The organism is Devosia rhizoryzae (genome assembly GCF_016698665.1).
GTDB classification, from domain to species: domain Bacteria; phylum Pseudomonadota; class Alphaproteobacteria; order Rhizobiales; family Devosiaceae; genus Devosia; species Devosia rhizoryzae.
In genome coordinates, this window is record NZ_CP068046.1 from 2018491 (window position 1) to 2034883 (window position 16393).

The 16393-nt window shown below is 64.0% G+C and carries 15 protein-coding genes and 1 riboswitch; of the genes, 13 read left to right on the forward strand and 2 right to left on the reverse strand.

Annotated features, from left to right (window positions below; translation table 11 throughout):
• The first annotated feature begins 71 nt into the window (after positions 1-71).
• The gene (locus tag JI748_RS10070) at positions 72-1166 is read left to right on the forward strand and encodes a site-specific DNA-methyltransferase (protein WP_233280676.1); all 1095 of its coding nucleotides are present in this window, start codon (positions 72-74) and stop codon (positions 1164-1166) included.
• A 72-nt stretch (positions 1167-1238) separates the two neighbouring features.
• Here JI748_RS10070 and JI748_RS10075 read toward each other — a convergent pair whose 3' ends face one another.
• Together JI748_RS10075 and mutY are read right to left on the reverse strand one after the other, a co-directional pair.
• Complete coding sequence (locus JI748_RS10075) at positions 1239-2015, reverse strand: ZIP family metal transporter (protein WP_201630068.1); 777 nt, start codon at positions 2013-2015, stop codon at positions 1239-1241.
• Between the two features lie 66 nt (positions 2016-2081).
• The gene (gene mutY / locus JI748_RS10080) at positions 2082-3134 is read right to left on the reverse strand and encodes an A/G-specific adenine glycosylase (protein ID WP_201630069.1); all 1053 of its coding nucleotides are present in this window, start codon (positions 3132-3134) and stop codon (positions 2082-2084) included.
• A 73-nt stretch (positions 3135-3207) separates the two neighbouring features.
• Here mutY and JI748_RS10085 point away from each other — a divergent pair, with 73 nt between their 5' ends.
• The 12 genes from JI748_RS10085 (at position 3208) to gcvPB (ending at position 16378) form a co-directional block, all read left to right on the forward strand.
• Complete coding sequence (locus JI748_RS10085; RefSeq protein ID WP_201630070.1) at positions 3208-3711, forward strand: DUF721 domain-containing protein; 504 nt, start codon at positions 3208-3210, stop codon at positions 3709-3711.
• A gap of 87 nt (positions 3712-3798) precedes the next feature.
• Entirely contained in the window at positions 3799-4599 is an 801-nt protein-coding gene (locus JI748_RS10090; RefSeq protein ID WP_201630071.1) for a thioredoxin domain-containing protein, read from the forward strand.
• Between the two features lie 135 nt (positions 4600-4734).
• Entirely contained in the window at positions 4735-8190 is a 3456-nt protein-coding gene (locus JI748_RS10095) for an AAA family ATPase (RefSeq protein ID WP_201630072.1), read from the forward strand.
• Between the two features lie 212 nt (positions 8191-8402).
• Positions 8403-8795, forward strand: a complete 393-nt coding sequence (locus JI748_RS17405; protein ID WP_233280489.1) for an AtpZ/AtpI family protein — start codon at positions 8403-8405, stop codon at positions 8793-8795.
• 21 nt (positions 8796-8816) lie between these two features.
• On the forward strand, positions 8817-9596 hold the full coding sequence (locus JI748_RS10105) for a F0F1 ATP synthase subunit A (RefSeq protein ID WP_201630073.1): 780 nt from the start codon (positions 8817-8819) through the stop codon (positions 9594-9596).
• A 57-nt stretch (positions 9597-9653) separates the two neighbouring features.
• Positions 9654-9881 carry a F0F1 ATP synthase subunit C gene (locus JI748_RS10110; RefSeq protein ID WP_046108093.1) on the forward strand — a complete coding sequence of 76 codons (228 nt, stop codon included), beginning with the start codon at positions 9654-9656 and terminating at the stop codon, positions 9879-9881.
• Between the two features lie 104 nt (positions 9882-9985).
• Entirely contained in the window at positions 9986-10633 is a 648-nt protein-coding gene (locus tag JI748_RS10115) for a F0F1 ATP synthase subunit B family protein (RefSeq protein WP_201630074.1), read from the forward strand.
• A 5-nt stretch (positions 10634-10638) separates the two neighbouring features.
• Positions 10639-11127 (forward strand): F0F1 ATP synthase subunit B family protein, encoded by a 489-nt coding sequence (locus JI748_RS10120; RefSeq protein WP_164533633.1) that lies wholly within the window; start codon positions 10639-10641, stop codon positions 11125-11127.
• 590 nt (positions 11128-11717) lie between these two features.
• Positions 11718-11808: riboswitch (glycine riboswitch) on the forward strand.
• A gap of 146 nt (positions 11809-11954) precedes the next feature.
• Positions 11955-13118 (forward strand): glycine cleavage system aminomethyltransferase GcvT, encoded by a 1164-nt coding sequence (gene gcvT / locus JI748_RS10125; RefSeq protein ID WP_201630075.1) that lies wholly within the window; start codon positions 11955-11957, stop codon positions 13116-13118.
• A gap of 7 nt (positions 13119-13125) precedes the next feature.
• On the forward strand, positions 13126-13491 hold the full coding sequence (gcvH, locus tag JI748_RS10130) for a glycine cleavage system protein GcvH (RefSeq protein WP_164533632.1): 366 nt from the start codon (positions 13126-13128) through the stop codon (positions 13489-13491).
• A 2-nt stretch (positions 13492-13493) separates the two neighbouring features.
• The gene (gene gcvPA, locus JI748_RS10135) at positions 13494-14837 is read left to right on the forward strand and encodes an aminomethyl-transferring glycine dehydrogenase subunit GcvPA (RefSeq protein WP_201630076.1); all 1344 of its coding nucleotides are present in this window, start codon (positions 13494-13496) and stop codon (positions 14835-14837) included.
• Positions 14834-16378 carry an aminomethyl-transferring glycine dehydrogenase subunit GcvPB gene (gene gcvPB, locus JI748_RS10140; protein WP_201630077.1) on the forward strand — a complete coding sequence of 515 codons (1545 nt, stop codon included), beginning with the start codon at positions 14834-14836 and terminating at the stop codon, positions 16376-16378. Before gcvPA ends, gcvPB begins: the two co-directional genes overlap by 4 nt.
• Positions 16379-16393 lie beyond the last annotated feature (15 nt).

The following is a 16393-nucleotide window of genomic DNA, read 5'->3' on the forward strand; positions in this document are numbered from 1 at the left end:
ATAGTTAGTCCTTTGTTAGGGTTAAGTGTATGTTGCGTACCGCGCGTACGGCCCGTTTGGCCGATGCGGAAATGGAAGGCACGCGCCTTCCGATCGATACTATTCTTGTGGGCGATTGCATCGAGCACATGAATAGCTTGCCGGCCGGCTCCGTCGATCTGATTTTCGCCGATCCACCCTATAACCTGCAGCTCGAGCAGGCGCTGACCCGTCCTGACCAATCCAAGGTCGATGCGGTCGATGACGAGTGGGACAAGTTCGATAGCTTTGCCCATTACGACGCCTTCACCAAGGCCTGGATGACGGCAGCCCGCCGCGTCCTCAAGCCCGACGGCGCCATGTGGGTCATCGGCTCCTACCACAATATCTTCCGCGTCGGCACGGCGCTCCAGGACCTCGGCTTCTGGATGCTCAACGACGTGGTCTGGCGCAAAGCCAACCCGATGCCCAATTTCCGCGGCACGCGCTTCACCAATGCGCATGAAACGCTGATCTGGGCGGCCAAGTCGCAAAAAAGCCGCTTCACCTTCAACTACGAAGCGATGAAGCTCGCCAATGACGACACGCAGATGCGGTCCGACTGGCTCTTCCCGCTTTGCACCGGCGCCGAGCGATTAAAGAACGAAGACGACGACAAGCTTCATCCGACGCAAAAGCCCGAAGCCTTGTTGTTCCGCATTCTCAATGCCACGACCAAGCCGGGCGACATCGTGCTCGACCCGTTCTTCGGCACCGGCACCACCGGCGCCGTCGCGCGCAAGCTTGGCCGCCACTTCATCGGCATCGAGCGCGAGCAGGCCTATATCGATGGCGCGCGCACCCGCATCGCAACCATCCGTCCGGGCGTCTTCGAGGCCCTCCAATCGGTCACGCCCAAGCGCAAGGAAGCCCGCATTCCCTTTGGTTCGCTCGTTGAACAAGGTGTGATCGAACCAGGTGCGCAACTTTTCGACTTAACGAAACGTTACTTCGCCATGGTTCGTGCAGACGGCTCGCTCGTCTCCGGTCCGCACCAGGGTTCGATCCACAAGGTCGGCGCTTTGGTCCAGGGCTCGGAGGCATGCAACGGGTGGACTTTCTGGCACCACGAACAGTCTGGCCTTGTCGAGCCGATCGATAGTCTTCGGAGCGACATCCGCCAACGCCTTGAATCGCTTTCTGCCTGATCCTGACCTCCAATCATTCAGGCCTTACTAAACAACCGCCGGTTTGCCCCGGCGGTCTTTTTCTTTGTGCGCCTAGATCTGCGATAGCGCTAACGCGATCAAAAAGCCCAGCCCGATCGATAGCCCGGCCGACTGCTGGAATTGCTTTTCCTCCGCCTCGGGCAGCAATTGCGTGGTGGAAAGATAAAGCATGGCCCCAGCGCCCACGGCGAGAAGGAAGGCCAGCACTTCCTCCGGCAGGTCGCGCAGGAAAAAATAGCCGAGCAGTGCCGAGGCGATCAGCGACACGCCGACGATAATGGTCCACAACAACGTGCGACGGTTGGCGGTGTCGTCATCCTCGTCGCGGGCCAGCGCACCTAAACTCAGCGCTTCGGCAATATTGTCCACGGTGATGGCGATACCGACGACAATGGCCGTCGACAGGCTGATCGCCAAGCCGACGCCGATCGACAGACCCTCGATCAGTTCCTCGGACGCCGTCGCCGCCGCCAAGACCGTCACCTGCGTGCCCCAGGGCTTGTGGCGCCGATGATAGCGATCAACTGCGGGCTTCTGGTCGGCCTTGTCTCCCGCCATCCGCCCGCGGTTGACCGCAAAATCAAGCCCGTAGGTCGCCGCAATACCGATGATGACGGCGACGATGACCAGCCACGCGTCAAGATCCTCCAGCGCCGTCGGGATCATTTCCAAGGACAGCGTGCCGAGCAGAATGCCGGCCGCCAGCCCGGCGACCAGGGACAGCCACAGCGACGAGGCCTTGATGCGGGTTGCGAGAAAGCCCCCAAGGGGCGAAGACAGGCCTGCCGTTAGCGCGACACCCAAAACAATCCAGAAATCGGCGTCCATCCGGCACCTCGTTGCACCGGCTCGTGAACGGAGCAAAGTAAGCCGGGTTCCGGCCTTGCTTTTGGTTTAGCCCATCCCCGCCTGGGCCAGAACCTTGCGGAACAGGGTCGGCAGCGCCTCCCCCTTGAGCGCGGCAGGCTCCGACCACCAGCCCCCGTCCAGCGCCTCAGGCGAAACCGTCACGGACCAGATCTCGAGCTCGAGCCGGAAATGGGTAAAGACATGCACGACCTGCCCGCGATGGCGCCATTCTCCCGTCGCCGGATAGATCGGTTCGCCCGCATCCTCCGCCCAGATGCTGGTCGGTACCTCCGTCATGCCGCCAAGGAGGCCCTTGCCCGGCCGCGACTGCAGATACACATCGCCCGACGCATCGGTCATGACGAAGGCATGGCCGCGTCGCACCGGCTTCTCCGCCTTTTCCGGCTTGATCGGATAGCGCTCGGGCGCACCTTCCCTGGTGGCCACACAGCCCGGCTGGATCGGGCAGACGAGGCAATAGGCCGTGCGCGGCGCGCAGATCGTTGCGCCCAGATCCATCATCGCCTGGGCAAAGTCCCCGGCCCGCTCCGGCACGGCAATTTGCAGCGCACCGCGCAAGGCATCCTTGGCATCGCGCACCGGCACCGGGAGCGCATAATAGCGCGCCAGCACGCGGTCGAGATTGCCATCGAGCACGGCGATGCGCTCGTCAAAGCAGATCGCGGCGATGGCCGCGCTGGTATAAGCCCCTACTCCGGGCAGCGTCTGCAGCCCCGCCGCCGTGTCCGGAAACACCCCGCCATGATCGCGCACCACCGCCTGGGCGCAGGCATGAAGATTGCGCGCCCGTGCATAATAGCCGAGCCCCGCCCATTCCCGCAGCACCGCATCGAGCGGCGCCGCTGCCAGATCCTCGACCCGTGGCCAAAGGCTCGTGAAGCGCAGAAAATATTTCTGCACTGCAGCCACCGTCGTCTGCTGCAGCATGACTTCGCTGAGCCAGACTCGATAAGGATCGGGCCGATTGCGAGCTTTTCGGTTTTGCGGCGAAACGCGCCAGGGCAGATCGCGTGCATGGCGATCATACCATTCGAGCACAGCCTCGGCATCGAGCGGATGGGGATTGGTCAGGAGCATGGCCGAGCCTATACTTGCCCGCCTCAACCCTGTCATTCCCGCGCTTGCGGGACCCTCTCACATCCGAGCGAGAATGGCCGACGACCTGCCCACGCCCAAGCGCCGCAACAAGACCCTCTCGGTCGCCGATGCTTTGGCCGGCGCGCTCGATCCGGTGCTCAAGAAGCGCGGCTTTGCCAGCCGAGACATCATCACCCATTGGCGCTCGATCGCACCGAAACCCTTCGACAGCACGACGCAGCCCGATAAGCTCAGCTGGCCGCGCAGTGCCGATGGGGCAGAAGGCGCGGTGCTTTATTTGCGCTGCGCTCCGGGCACCGCCGTCTTCGCCCAGCATGAAGCCCCCGCCATCGCCAAAGCCGTCAACCGCTATTTCGGCTATGTGCTCGTGGGCGAAGTGCGGCTTTCGGCCGAGCCATTCACTCCCAGTTCAGCCGGCCGGGCGCAAAAAACCCAGCAGCCGAGCCAAAGCACGGTTGCCAAGGTCGACGCTTTGACGGCCCAGGTCGAGGACGATGCCTTGCGACAGTCTCTTCAGGCTCTGGGCCTTGCGCTTTCGAGCCGAAACAAGCGCTGATATTCACCCTCAAGTGATGCTTGTGCCCACTTGCCGACACCTTCGGCCCGTGTAGTGTCCCCGCATCTTAAAAAGGAGCGTCTCCAAGTGAAGTTCAATCGCCGCGAAACCATTCTTCTAGCTGCTGCCGCCTCGGCGCTGAGCCTTGCCGGCGCTGCGACCGCGCAGGCGGCCGAAGGCGATATGATCGACATTGCCAAGCTGATGGCCCCCGCCGGTGGCCTCGAAGACAAGTTCGAGGGCAGCGCCGACGCCCCCGTGACCGTCATCGAATACGCCTCGCCCACCTGCCCCCATTGCGCGACATTCCACAACACGGTCTATGAGCCGTTCAAGGAAGAGTACATCAATACGGGCAAGGTCAAGTTCGTCCTCCGCCCCTTCGCCCGCAATGCCATTGATGCGGCGATCTTCCTTCTCGCCGAAGCTGCCGGCCCGGTCGCATACCACAACGTCATCGCCACCTATTTCAAGACGCAGAACGAATGGGGCATGTCCGACAAGCCCCGCGACGCCCTCTTCACAGTGGCGCAGCAGCTTGGCTTTACTGAGGAAACCTTCAACGCCGCCTTGACGAATCAGGACGGCTTCACCGCGATTGAAGCGCAGAAAAACCAGGCTCTGGACGAGTTTGGTCTGACGGGAACGCCGACATTCTATGTCAACGGCAAGACGCTTTCGGGAGGCAAGACGCTCGAGCAGCTCGCTGCCGAGATCGACCCGCTCGTGCCCGCCGACTTCGTCCCCACCACCCCCGACGCAGCCGCAGCGGCACCCGCCGCAACCACCGAAGCTGCACCGACCAACACCATGGCTCCGGCAAACGAAACTGCTCCCGCCAACACTATGGCGCCAGCCACCGAAACGCCCGTCGCTCCTGCACAGTAAGCAATTAAGCCCCCACCCAACCTCCCCCGTAAGTCGGGGGAGGAGCCCAATCGAGCCGAGCCCACCAGCAGAGCTCCTCCCCCTCCTCAAGGGGGAGGCCGGGTGGGGGTGCTCTCCGGCACACGGATGCCGGTTATGAAATTCTCCCGCCTCCGCCTCCACGGCTTCAAGTCCTTCTCCGACGAAACCGTGCTTGTCATGGAGCCGGGCCTCACCGGCATTGTCGGGCCCAATGGCTGCGGCAAATCCAATCTGGTCGAAGCCATGCGCTGGGTCATGGGCGAAAGCTCATACAAGGCCATGCGCGCCTCGGGCATGGATGACGTCATCTTTTCCGGCTCCGGCAACCGCCCGGCCCGCAACACCGCCGAAGTCACCCTCGTCCTCGACAACGCCGATCGCACTGCCCCGGCAGCGCTCAACAGTGCCGACATCCTCGAAGTCACGCGCCGCATCGAGCGCGAAGCCGGCTCTGTCTACCGCGTCAACGGTCGCGAGGTCCGCGCCCGCGATGTGCAATTGCTGTTTGCCGATGCCTCGACCGGTGCGCATTCGCCCGCCATGGTGCGGCAGGGCCAGATCGGCGAACTGATCGCCGCCAGGCCCACCGCTCGCCGTGCCCTTCTCGAAGAAGCCGCCGGCATTTCGGGGCTTCACTCCCGCCGCCACGAGGCCGAACTGCGCCTTCGCGCTGCCGAAAGCAATCTCGAGCGCGTCGACGACATCATCGCCCAGGTGCAAACCCAGCTCGAACAGCTCAAGCGCCAGGCACGCCTTGCCACCCGCTACCGGGCCTTGTCCGGCGACATCCGCCGCGCCGAAGCCACTCTGTTTCACATCCGCTGGGTCGCCACCCGCGTCGCCGAAAAGGAAAATGAAGCGGCGCAGGCCGTCCTGATCCGCCAGCTCGCCGACGCCAACCACGCCCAGCTCACCGCGCAACGCCGTGCCGAGATCGCCGAAGCCGCGCTTGCTCCATTGCGCGAGCGCGAGGCCGTCACGGGCGCCGTGCTGCAGCGCTATACGATCCTTGCCGAGCAGCTTGCCGAAGAAACGCGGCGCCTTGCCCAGCGTCGCGCCGAACTCGAAGATCGCCTGCGCCAGATTGCCGGCGATGGTGCGCGCGAGCGCGAGCTTGTCGCCGAAAGCGAGACCACGCTGGCCTCTTACCAAGAAGAGCAGGACCGGCTCGCCGCCGAGCAAGCTGCCGCAAAGGCCGACCAGGAAAAGGCACGTGGCGACGCCCAGGCCGCTCATTCCCTCGTTGCCGACGCCGAGACTGCATTGCGCACCGCTTCGGACGCGCTCGCCCAGAACCGGGCGCGCCGCAGCCAGGCGCAGCGCAATGTGCAGGATGCCACGGCTCGCCACAGCCGCACCGCCGCCCAGCTTGCAGAAGTCGAGCGCGACATTGCCCGCGTCCTTGCAACTCTCGAAGCCGACGAAACCGTCACCCTGCGTCGCGCCGCCCTCGACGCGGCGCAAGCCACCATGGCCCATGCCGAAGCCGAAGCCCTCCAGGCCGAAGACCATGCCGCCGCAGCGCAGGCCAAGCTCGACGCCGCCCGCCCGCGTCTCGCGCAGCTCGATGCCCTGGTCGCGCGCCTCGAAGCCGAGGCATCGACACTTGCCAAGATGCTGGCGACCGGCGGGACGCTGTTCCCCGCCGTGGTCGATGAGCTTAAAGTCACGTCCGGCTATGAGACCGCCCTTGGCGCGGCTTTGGGCGATGACCTCGAAGCCAGCGGCGACGCCGGCGCACCGGTCCATTGGTCCGCTGCGCTAGACGGTCGCGACGACCCTGCCCTGCCGCAGGCGGCAGAGCCGCTTTCCCGCTATGTCAGCGGCAGCACCCTGCTCAAGCGCCGCCTCGACCAGATCGGCTTGATCGATGCGGCCGACGGCCCGGCCTTGATGCGAGCGCTGCGTCCCGGCCAGCGCCTCGTCACCCTCGACGGCGCGCTTTGGCGCTGGGACGGCTTCGTTGCCGCCGCCGATGCGCCCAGTGCTGCGGCACAGCGGCTGGCGCAGCGCAATCGCCTCGCCGAACTGGACGAGGAAATCCTCCAGGCCAAAGGCGAACGCAACAGCTGGCGCCGCGATGTCGACGCTCTCGCTTCAACTCTCGAAGCCGCCCGCCAGTCCGAACGCACTCGCCGGGACGCGTGGCGCGGTGCCCAGCACGCGATCGGCCTTGCGCAAGCCGACCTCGACAAGGCGCAGCGCGCGTTGGGCGACCTCGCGACCCGCCGCGCCGGGCTCGACGAAGCCCAATCCCGCCTCACCGCCTCGCTTCGCGAAGCCGAAACGGCGCTAAACGCCGCCCGCCAGTCCCTTGCCGAGACCGCCGACGAGGCGGCCCTTTCGGCTGAAGCGGCGACGCGTCAATCGCAGCTCGCCACCGTTCGCGACCGCGCCGATCAGGCGCGTCTTCGTCTCAGCACGATCGATTCAGCCGCAACCATGCGCGCAACCCGCCGCGATCAGCTGGCCCGCGACACCCAGTCCTGGCAGAGGCGCAGTGCGGGGGCGCGTGACCAGCTCGCAACCCTCGACCAGCGCACCGCAGAAGTGGAGGCACAGCTTGCAAGCCTCGTCGCGTCTCCCGAGGCTTTCTCGTCTCGACAGGCGCAGCTCGACGAGCAGATCGACATTGCCCGCGCCGACCACCAGACGGCCGGAGACCGCCTCAGTGCCGCGCAGACCACCTGGCGCGAAGCCGATCGCGCAATGAAATCGGCAGGCGACGCCCTTAATGCCGTGCGCATCGAGCTCACCCGCATCGAAGAGCGCGTCAAAGGCTCGATCGCCCAGCGACAGCAGATCGAACGGCAAATCGAAGAGTCCCTCGGCATCCCGGCTGCCAGGACGCTCGAAGCCTCCGGCATCCGCCCCGAAGAAGCGCTGCCCAACGAACACGCGACCGAACAAAAGCTGGAGCGCCTCAAATCCGAGCGCGAGCGCCTGGGCGGCGTCAATCTTTCCGCCGAACAGGAAGCCGTCGAAGTTCAGCAAAAACTGGACACCATGATCGCCGACCGCGACGACATCATCGATGCCATCGCCAAGCTTCGCAGCGCCATCGGCCAGCTCAACCGCGAAGGCCGCGCCCGCCTCAACGAGGCTTTTGGGCGCGTCAACGCCTTCTTCCAGGAGCTCTTCACCACCCTCTTTAGCGGAGGCACGGCGGAACTGAGCTTTGTCGAAAGCGATGACCCGCTCGAAGCAGGCCTTGAAATCATCGCCCGCCCGCCCGGCAAGAAGCCGCAGACCATGACGCTGCTCTCGGGCGGCGAACAGGCGCTCACCGCCATGTCGCTGATCTTTGCCGTCTTCCTCACCAATCCGGCGCCCATTTGCGTCCTCGACGAGGTCGACGCGCCGCTCGACGATGCCAATGTCGAACGCTTCTGCAACCTCCTCGACTCGATGCGCCAGCGCACCGACACGCGTTTCATGGTCATCACCCACAATCCCATCACCATGGCCCGCATGGATCGCCTCTTCGGCGTCACCATGGCGGAGCGCGGCGTTTCGCAGCTCGTGTCGGTCGATCTCACCACCGCCGAGAGTTTTCGCGAGGCCGTCTAGCGACAGAATCCCCCGGCCTCGCCACGACTCCGCCACGATCAAAGTGTGGACAGCATGCCGCACCCCTGCACCGCGTCGAAAACACTATACAAAACAGTATGTTACGCCGCCACAGCTCGCCTTGACACCGAAAACCCCCACCACTATGTTGCGCGCGACTTAAAAGGCGTCCCGGAAAGCCCGGGAAATGGCCGGCCACGAGGAAGCTGCGGATGACAACACCGCCGGGTGACCAAGGCCGACCGGACAGCGCCAAGGGGGTGACGAGCGATCTTGCATCGCGCATCGCCTCTGCCAAGCGGGAGCGTATCCAGGAGGACAACAGAGCCTCGCGGGAAGCTTCCCCGGAAATGAGCGGGATGGCGCGCGGTTTGCGCATCGGTACCGAATTCATCTCCGCGGTTCTGGTGGGTGCCGGCATCGGCTATCTCATCGATCTTGGCCTGGGGACCAGCCCCTGGGGCTTGCTCATCTTGTTGCTGATGGGCTTTGCCGCTGGAATCCTGAACGTCATCCGAGTGGTGGCGGAAATGAATGCCGCATCGCCTGCCCCGCCGGGGTCCGATCTTGGACCCGACGCGGACGACGAAGAGCGGAACGTATAGTGATGGCGAATAGAGGGCTTCATGGCCGGTACTGACCCGATCCACCAGTTTGTCATCTATGACATCTTCAAGCTCTTCACCGTTGGCGGTGATGCAGCCGAAGGCACCGGTACAACCCTCGCCTTCACCAATTCCTCACTGTTCATGGTGCTGACCGTCGCCGCGATCGTCGGATTCATGCTGTTCGCCACATCGGGCTCCAAGCTCGTGCCGAACCGCCTCCAGCTTTCCGCCGAGCTCCTATACGAGTTCGTGGCGGGCATGATCCGAAGCGCCGCCGGCACTGCCGGCATGAAGTTCTTCCCGCTGGTCTTCTCGCTCTTCACCTTTATCTTCGTGGCCAATATGTGGGGCATGGTTCCCTACTTCTTCACGGTCACCAGCCACATCATCGTCACCTTCGCGCTGTCGATGCTCGTGTTCCTCACCGTCATCGTCTACGGCTTCGTCAAGAACGGGCCGAAGTTCCTCAAGCTCTTCGTGCCGTCGGGCGTGCCCGGCTACATCCTTCCCATCGTGGCGCCGATCGAGGTCATCTCCTTCCTCTCGCGTCCGATCAGCCTTTCGGTCCGTTTGTTCGGCAACATTCTTGCCGGCCATATCACGCTCAAGGTCTTCACCGGCTTTGCCGTGATGATGATCGGTGGCCTTGGTGCCCTGGGCTGGGGCGCTGCCATCCTGCCCATGCTGATGGCCATCGCCCTGACCGGTCTCGAGTTTCTCGTCGGTGCAATTCAGGCTTACGTCTTCGCGCTCCTGACCTGCATGTATCTCAACGACGCGATCCACCCGTCCCACTAATCCCCATTCCCGGCGGGTGGCCCGCCGGAAACCCAAGTCGCTTGAAAGGACTACAAAATGGAAGCTGAAGCCGCAAAGTTCATCGGTGCCGGTATTGCTTGTTTCGGTATGGCTGGCGCCGCCATTGGCGTGGCCAACATTTTCGGCAACTTCCTGTCGGGTGCTCTGCGCAACCCGTCGGCTGCTCCGAGCCAGTTCGGTAACCTGATTTTCGGTTTCGCCGTGACCGAAGCTCTGGGCATCTTCTCGTTCCTGGTTGCCCTGATCCTGCTGTTCGTCGCCTAATTTCGCGACCGACGCCGATCCCGCGGCCGGGCCTCACGTCCGGCTGCGCTTCTTCCTCCGACCGCCCTGGTCGGATGAACTGCATTTAACGGGACCTCGACCAGATGGTAACGCAAGTCTTCGCTCAGGAAGCGGAAACGCCGACCGAGCAGAACCTCGATCAGGCGGTTGACGCCTCCCATGGCGAGCCGGTTCCCGGCGCAACGGGCCATGATCCCACGGCCGATACCCAGTCGACCGCGGAAGTTCATGCCGACGAGTCGCATGGCGTGTTCCCGCCCTTCGATCCGGCAACCTTCCCCAGCCAGCTGCTCTGGCTCGCCATTACCTTTGGCGCGCTTTACGTGGTGATGAGCCGGGTGGCGCTGCCGCGCCTCGGCGGGATCCTGGAAAACCGCAAGGCCCTGATCGATGCCGATCTGGCAGCGGCCGATGCCGATCGCGCCAAGACCGATGCGGCAATCGCTTCCTATGAGACCGCGCTGGCTGCCGCCAAGAGCAATGCTCAGGCGATCGCCACGCAGACCCGCGAAGCCATTAATGCGGATCTCGCCGCCAAGCGCGCTGCGGCTGAAACCGATCTTGCCAGCAAGGTCAGCGCTGCCGAAGCCCGCATTGCCGGGACCAAGGCGGAAGCCCTTACCCATGTGGACGAGATCGCGGCGGAAACGGCCCAGGCCGTGGTCGCCCAGCTCGTCGGCGATGTCTCGCCCGAGAGCGTTCGCGCGGCCGTAGCGAAGGTGAAAGGATAATGGTTATGCCAGAATGGTTGGATAACAGCTTCTTTGCCACCGTTGCCCTGGTCATCTTCCTCGGCATGATGGTCGCCTTCGGCGTGCCGCGCATTATCGGCAAGATGCTCGATGGCCGCATCCGCCAGATCGAGGACGATATCGCCGAAGCCAAGCGCCTGCGCTCGGAAGCGGCGGCCCTGCTGGTCGAATACGAACAGAAGCGTCTGTCGGCCGAGAAGGAAGCCGAAGGCATCGTCGCCGCTGCCCGCGAAGAGGCTTCCCGCCTCACCGCTGAAGCCCAGGCTTCGCTGGCCGATCTCGTCACCCGCCGCACCAAGGCCGTTGAAGACAAGATCGCCCAGGCCGAAGCCCAGGCCATCGCCGAAGTTCGCGCCCGCTCCGCAGACCTCGCCATCGAGGCCGCCCGCACCGTCCTGTCAGACGAGATGAACCGCAACGGCAACCGCGTCGTCGACGCCGCTATCGCCGATGTCGGCAATCGCTTGAACTAAACGGTTTTACATTTCGATCTTCAAAGGCGGGCAGCAATGCCCGCCTTTTTTATTGCGGGCTTTGCACAGTAGCCCTCATCCTGAGGTGCGAAACGCAGCGCAGCCTCGAAGGACCAGGGCGCAGCCCCTTCCCTTCTCCCCTTGCGGGAGAAGGTGGATCGCGCGCAGCGCGAGACGGATGAGGGGTGCCGACCCATGCCTATGCGTGCTCTTCTAGCCCCCCCACCCCTCATCCGCCCTTTCGGGCACCTTCTCCCGCAAGGGGAGAAGGAAGAGACGAGATATCCCAGTCGGGTCCTTCTCCCCTGGTGGGAGAAGGAAGTGGGAGTCTGCCAGCAATCGACCAGTAGCCCTCATCCTGAGGTGCGAAGCGCCAGCACAGCCTCGAAGGGCGAGGGCGTGGCACCCTTCCTTCTCCCCTTGCGGGAGAAGGTGGATTGCGCGCAGCGCGAGACGGATGAAGGGTGCCGGCCAATGCCTACGTCCGATCTCGTGGCTCCACACCCCTCATCCGCCCTGCGGGCACCTTCTCCCGCAAGGGGAGAAGGAAGACACGGGCGTTGACCCCGCCCTAAATCTCCCGCATGGTCCCGTCGACTGCGGGAGAGACTGGCCATCAGCGCCGGCGCCGAAGGAGCAACCGCCCCGGAAACTCTCAGGCAAACGGACCGCAGTCGGGTCAAACACTCTGGAAAGCAGGCTTAACCGCCTCTCCGAAGGAGCAACCGGCGCTCAGCTGGGAAATCTCTCAGGGCAAGGACAGAGGGGGCACGAACATTCCGCTTGATCGCGGGATTCTGTCGTGTCACCCGAACCCCGAGTTGCCCATGGCCGATAACAGCGCCGACAATCTCAAGCAGACCCCGCTCTTTGAACGACACGTTGCCGCCCTCGGCCGCATGGTGCCGTTCGGCGGCTATGCCCTGCCCGTTCAATACCCCACCGGCATCATGGCCGAGCATAAATGGACGCGCGAGCAGGCGGGCCTCTTCGACGTCAGCCATATGGGCCCCGCCTTCCTTGTGCTTGCCGATCCCAGCGGTGACACCAACGCAGACCACGCCACCCTATCGGCGATCATCGAGCCCCTGATCTGTGCCGACATTGCCGGCCTCCACCCCGGCCAGGTCCGCTACACCCTGCTCTTGAACGAGAGCGGCGGCGTCATCGACGACCTCATGGTCGCTCGGTCCCCCGCAACGCCAGGCGGGCTCTACCTTGTGGTCAATGCTGGCACCAAGGAGCACGACTTCGCTCTCATCGAACAGGCCGCGGGCGAGCGCGCGAGGCTGATCCGTGCCGACGAGGACCATGCCCTCCTTGCCCTCCAAGGTCCCGAGGCCGTCAACGTCCTCTCCGCCCTTGTGCCACAAGCCGCTGACCTCGGCTTCATGACCCACGGCGCCTTCGCCTGGGGCCAAGAAGAACTCCTCATCTCGCGCTCCGGCTATACCGGTGAGGATGGCTTTGAAATCCTGGTCAACAACAGCGGGGCCAGCGAACTCTGGGACGCGCTTCTTGCCGATGCGCGCGTACGCCCTATCGGCCTTGGCGCCCGCGACAGTCTTCGCCTCGAAGCCGGCCTGCCGCTCTATGGCCATGACCTCGACGAAACTATCTCGCCCATCGAAGCCGATCTCGGCTTTGCGGTTTCCAAGCGCCGCCGCGAGGCCGCCGACTTTCCGGGCGCCACGCGCATTCTCGCCGAACGCGAGGGCCAGCTTTCGCGCAAGCGCGTCGGCCTCCTGGTGGAGGGTGCGCCCGCGCGAGAAGGCGCCGAAATCCTTGATGGAAATGGTCAACCCGTTGGCGTCGTCACCAGCGGCGGCTTTGCGCCGTCGCTGGGCAAGGCAATCGCCCTCGGTTTCCTTCCCCCTGCCCTAGCCGCCCCCGGCACCAGGCTTCAGGTTTCCGTCCGCGGCCGCGCTCAGCCGGCCGAGGTCACCTCAACCCCCTTCGTTCCCCACCGCTATTTCCGCAAATCGCTCTGAGGCTCCCATGACCACCAAGTTCACCCAAGACCACGAATATATCCGCATCGAAGGCTCGACCGGCATCGTCGGCATCACCAACTACGCGCAGGAGCAGTTGGGCGACATCGTCTTCGTCGAATTGCCCGCCGTCGGCACCGTCCTCAAGAAGGGTGACGAGGCTGCGGTCGTGGAATCGGTCAAGGCTGCTTCCGAGATCTATGCGCCGGTCTCCGGAGAGGTTGTCGAGGTTAACAGTCTGCTAACCGATGCGCCTGGAACGCTGAATTCCGACGCCGAAAACACGGGCTGGATGTTCAAGATTGCGATTTCGGAAGCCTCCGAAATCGAGAAACTGCTCGATGCCGATGGCTATGCGGAGCTGACGCTCTAACCATGCGCTATCTCCCCCACTCCGCTGCCGAACGTGCCGAAATGCTCGGCGTTATCGGCGCGACCGATATCGACGCCCTGTTCAGCGCAGTTCCCAAATCCGCGTTGCGCGGTTTCGACCTCGACCTTCCGGCCCACAGCCCGGAATTCCTGGTCGAACGCCACATGCGGGCCCTCGCCGCCAAGAATCATGCGGCCGGCGATGGCCCCTTTTTTGTGGGCGCCGGCGCTTATCGCCACCATGTGCCTGCGACGGTCGACCACCTGATCCAGCGTTCGGAATGGCTCACCGCCTATACGCCCTACCAGCCGGAAATCTCGCAGGGCACCCTGCAGATGCTGTTCGAGTTCCAGACCCAGGTCGCCAAGATCACCGGCATGGACGTTGCCAATGCCTCGCTCTACGACGGCTCGACTGCGACGGCCGAAGCCGTGCTGATGGCGCGCCGCATCACCAAGAAGAACAAGGTCGTTCTTTCCGGCGGTCTCCATCCCCATTACCGCGACGTCGTCAAAGCCTACCTTAAGGATGATCCGGACCTTGTCTGCCTGTCCCCCTCGCCGGAAGGCCAGGGCGATATACTCAGCCAGGTGGACAACAAGACCGCGGCCATCGTCATCCAGACGCCAGACTTTTACGGCCACCTGCGCGACCTCAAAGGCGCGGCAGAGGCCGCCCATGCCCAGGGCGCCCTTCTGATCGTCGTCATCACCGAGGTGATTTCGCTTGGCCTCCTCGAAGCGCCGGGCGCCCTGGGTGCCGACATCGTCGTTGCCGAGGGCCAAAGCATCGGCAATGCGCTCAATTTCGGCGGGCCCTATCTTGGCCTCATGGCCACGCGCAAGGAGTTCATCCGGCAGATGCCGGGCCGACTGTGTGGCGAAACCGTCGATGCCGAGGGCAATCGCGGCTTCGTTCTCACGCTCTCGACCCGCGAGCAGCATATCCGCCGCGAAAAGGCGACATCCAACATCTGCACCAATTCCGGTCTCTGCGCGCTGGCTTTTTCGATCCACATGGCGCTCCTGGGGGAAGCAGGCTTCGTGCGCCTGGCGCGACTCAACCACGCCGGCGCCATCAAGCTGGCCGACGCGCTGACGGCAGTGGCCGGTGTCGAGGTTCTCAACGACACCTTCTTCAACGAGCTGACCATTCGCGTGAGCGAACCCGCGGCCCCTCTCGTCGAACGCCTCGCCCGGCGCGGCATCCTTGCCGGCGTGCCAGCCAGCCGGCTGCTGCCGGGCGACCCGGGAGTCGAAAACCTCCTGATCCTCGCCGCAACCGAACTGACCACGGACCTTGATATTGAGGCACTGACCACCGCGCTTGCGGAGGAACTGGCATGAGCATGAACACACAAGGCCGTCCCACCGGTATTGGCACCCTGGGCACCTCGGCATCCGGCTCGGCGCTCCTGCCCGACGAACCGCTGCTGTTCGAGATCGGCGACACCGAGCATTCCGGCGTCGACCTGCCCGAGGTCGACCTCGCCACCGATCGCCTTGGCGGCTTCGGTCGCAAGAGCAAGCTCGATCTGGCCGGCCTCACCGAGCCGGAAGCCATGCGCCACTATGTGCGGCTCAGCCGGCTCAATCACTCGATCGATTCGGGCATGTATCCGCTCGGCTCCTGCACGATGAAGCACAATCCGCGTCTCAACGAGAAAATGGCACGGCTCCCCGGCTTCAGCGACATTCACCCGCTGCAGCCGGTCTCGACGGTGCAAGGCGCGCTCGAACTCATGAACGAGCTCAGCCACTGGCTTCTTACTTTGACCAACACCGCTGCTGTGGCTCTCTCGCCAAAGGCCGGCGCGCATGGCGAGCTGCTCGGCATGATGGCGATCAAGGCCGCGCAGGAAGCAAAGGGCGAAGCGCATCGCACGATCGTCCTGGTTCCCGAAAGCGCTCACGGCACCAACCCGGCCACCGCAGCCTTCCTCGGCTACACGGTCACGCCGGTGCCCGCCCGCGCCGATGGCACGGTGGACGTGGAAGCGGTCAAGGCTGCGCTATCGCCCGATGTCGCTGCCATCATGCTGACCAATCCCAACACCTGTGGTCTGTTCGAACCGCAGGTCATCGAGATCGCCAAGGCAGTGCACGATGCCGGTGCCTTCTTCTACTGCGACGGCGCCAATTTCAACGCCATCATGGGCGTGGTGCGTCCGGGCGATCTGGGCATCGACGCCATGCACATCAACCTGCATAAAACCTTCTCGACCCCGCATGGCGGTGGCGGTCCGGGTGCAGGTCCGGTGGTGCTGTCGGCGGCCCTCGCGCCATTTGCTCCAGTTCCGTTCATCAAAGGGGTCCAGGACCGCTTTGAACTGATCGAGCACATCGAGGCAAATGCCCTCGGTCGCGTCACCGCCTTCCACGGCCAAATGGGCATGTATGTCCGCGCCCTCACCTATATGCTGAGCCACGGCGCCGATGGTCTGGCCCAAGCAGCGCAGGATGCGGTGCTCAACGCCAACTACATCAAGTCACGGCTGGAACACGCTTTTTCGGTGCCGTTCCCGGACTATCCGACCATGCATGAAGCCCTTTTCGACGACAGCTTCCTCAAGGACAGCGGCGTTTCCACCCTCGATTTTGCCAAGGCCATGATCGACGAAGGCTTCCATCCGATGACCATGTATTTCCCGCTGGTCGTCCACGGCGCCATGCTGGTCGAACCGACAGAAAGCGAGAGCAAACAAACACTTGATCGCTTCTGCGACGTGATGCTGGAGCTGGCCAAGGACGCCAGGGATGGCAATTCGGCGCGCTTCACCTCCGCCCCCACCAAGGCCCCACGCCGGCGGCTCGACGAAACAAGAGCCGCCCGCCAGCCGATCCTCAAGTGGGAACGGCCGGTCGATCTGCCCAAAGCTGCCGAATAAAGACAGGCCCGGAAA

Coding starts and splice junctions, on each gene's coding strand:
- JI748_RS10070 (WP_233280676.1), top strand. CDS start 72: ATGGAAGGCACGCGCCTTCCGATCGATACTATTCTTGTGGGCGATTGC.
- JI748_RS10075 (WP_201630068.1), bottom strand. CDS start 2,015: ATGGACGCCGATTTCTGGATTGTTTTGGGTGTCGCGCTAACGGCAGGC.
- mutY (WP_201630069.1), bottom strand. CDS start 3,134: ATGCTCCTGACCAATCCCCATCCGCTCGATGCCGAGGCTGTGCTCGAA.
- JI748_RS10085 (WP_201630070.1), top strand. CDS start 3,208: ATGGCCGACGACCTGCCCACGCCCAAGCGCCGCAACAAGACCCTCTCG.
- JI748_RS10095 (WP_201630072.1), top strand. CDS start 4,735: ATGAAATTCTCCCGCCTCCGCCTCCACGGCTTCAAGTCCTTCTCCGAC.
- JI748_RS17405 (WP_233280489.1), top strand. CDS start 8,403: ATGACAACACCGCCGGGTGACCAAGGCCGACCGGACAGCGCCAAGGGG.
- JI748_RS10105 (WP_201630073.1), top strand. CDS start 8,817: ATGGCCGGTACTGACCCGATCCACCAGTTTGTCATCTATGACATCTTC.
- JI748_RS10110 (WP_046108093.1), top strand. CDS start 9,654: ATGGAAGCTGAAGCCGCAAAGTTCATCGGTGCCGGTATTGCTTGTTTC.
- JI748_RS10115 (WP_201630074.1), top strand. CDS start 9,986: ATGGTAACGCAAGTCTTCGCTCAGGAAGCGGAAACGCCGACCGAGCAG.
- JI748_RS10120 (WP_164533633.1), top strand. CDS start 10,639: ATGCCAGAATGGTTGGATAACAGCTTCTTTGCCACCGTTGCCCTGGTC.
- gcvT (WP_201630075.1), top strand. CDS start 11,955: ATGGCCGATAACAGCGCCGACAATCTCAAGCAGACCCCGCTCTTTGAA.
- gcvH (WP_164533632.1), top strand. CDS start 13,126: ATGACCACCAAGTTCACCCAAGACCACGAATATATCCGCATCGAAGGC.
- gcvPA (WP_201630076.1), top strand. CDS start 13,494: ATGCGCTATCTCCCCCACTCCGCTGCCGAACGTGCCGAAATGCTCGGC.
- gcvPB (WP_201630077.1), top strand. CDS start 14,834: ATGAGCATGAACACACAAGGCCGTCCCACCGGTATTGGCACCCTGGGC.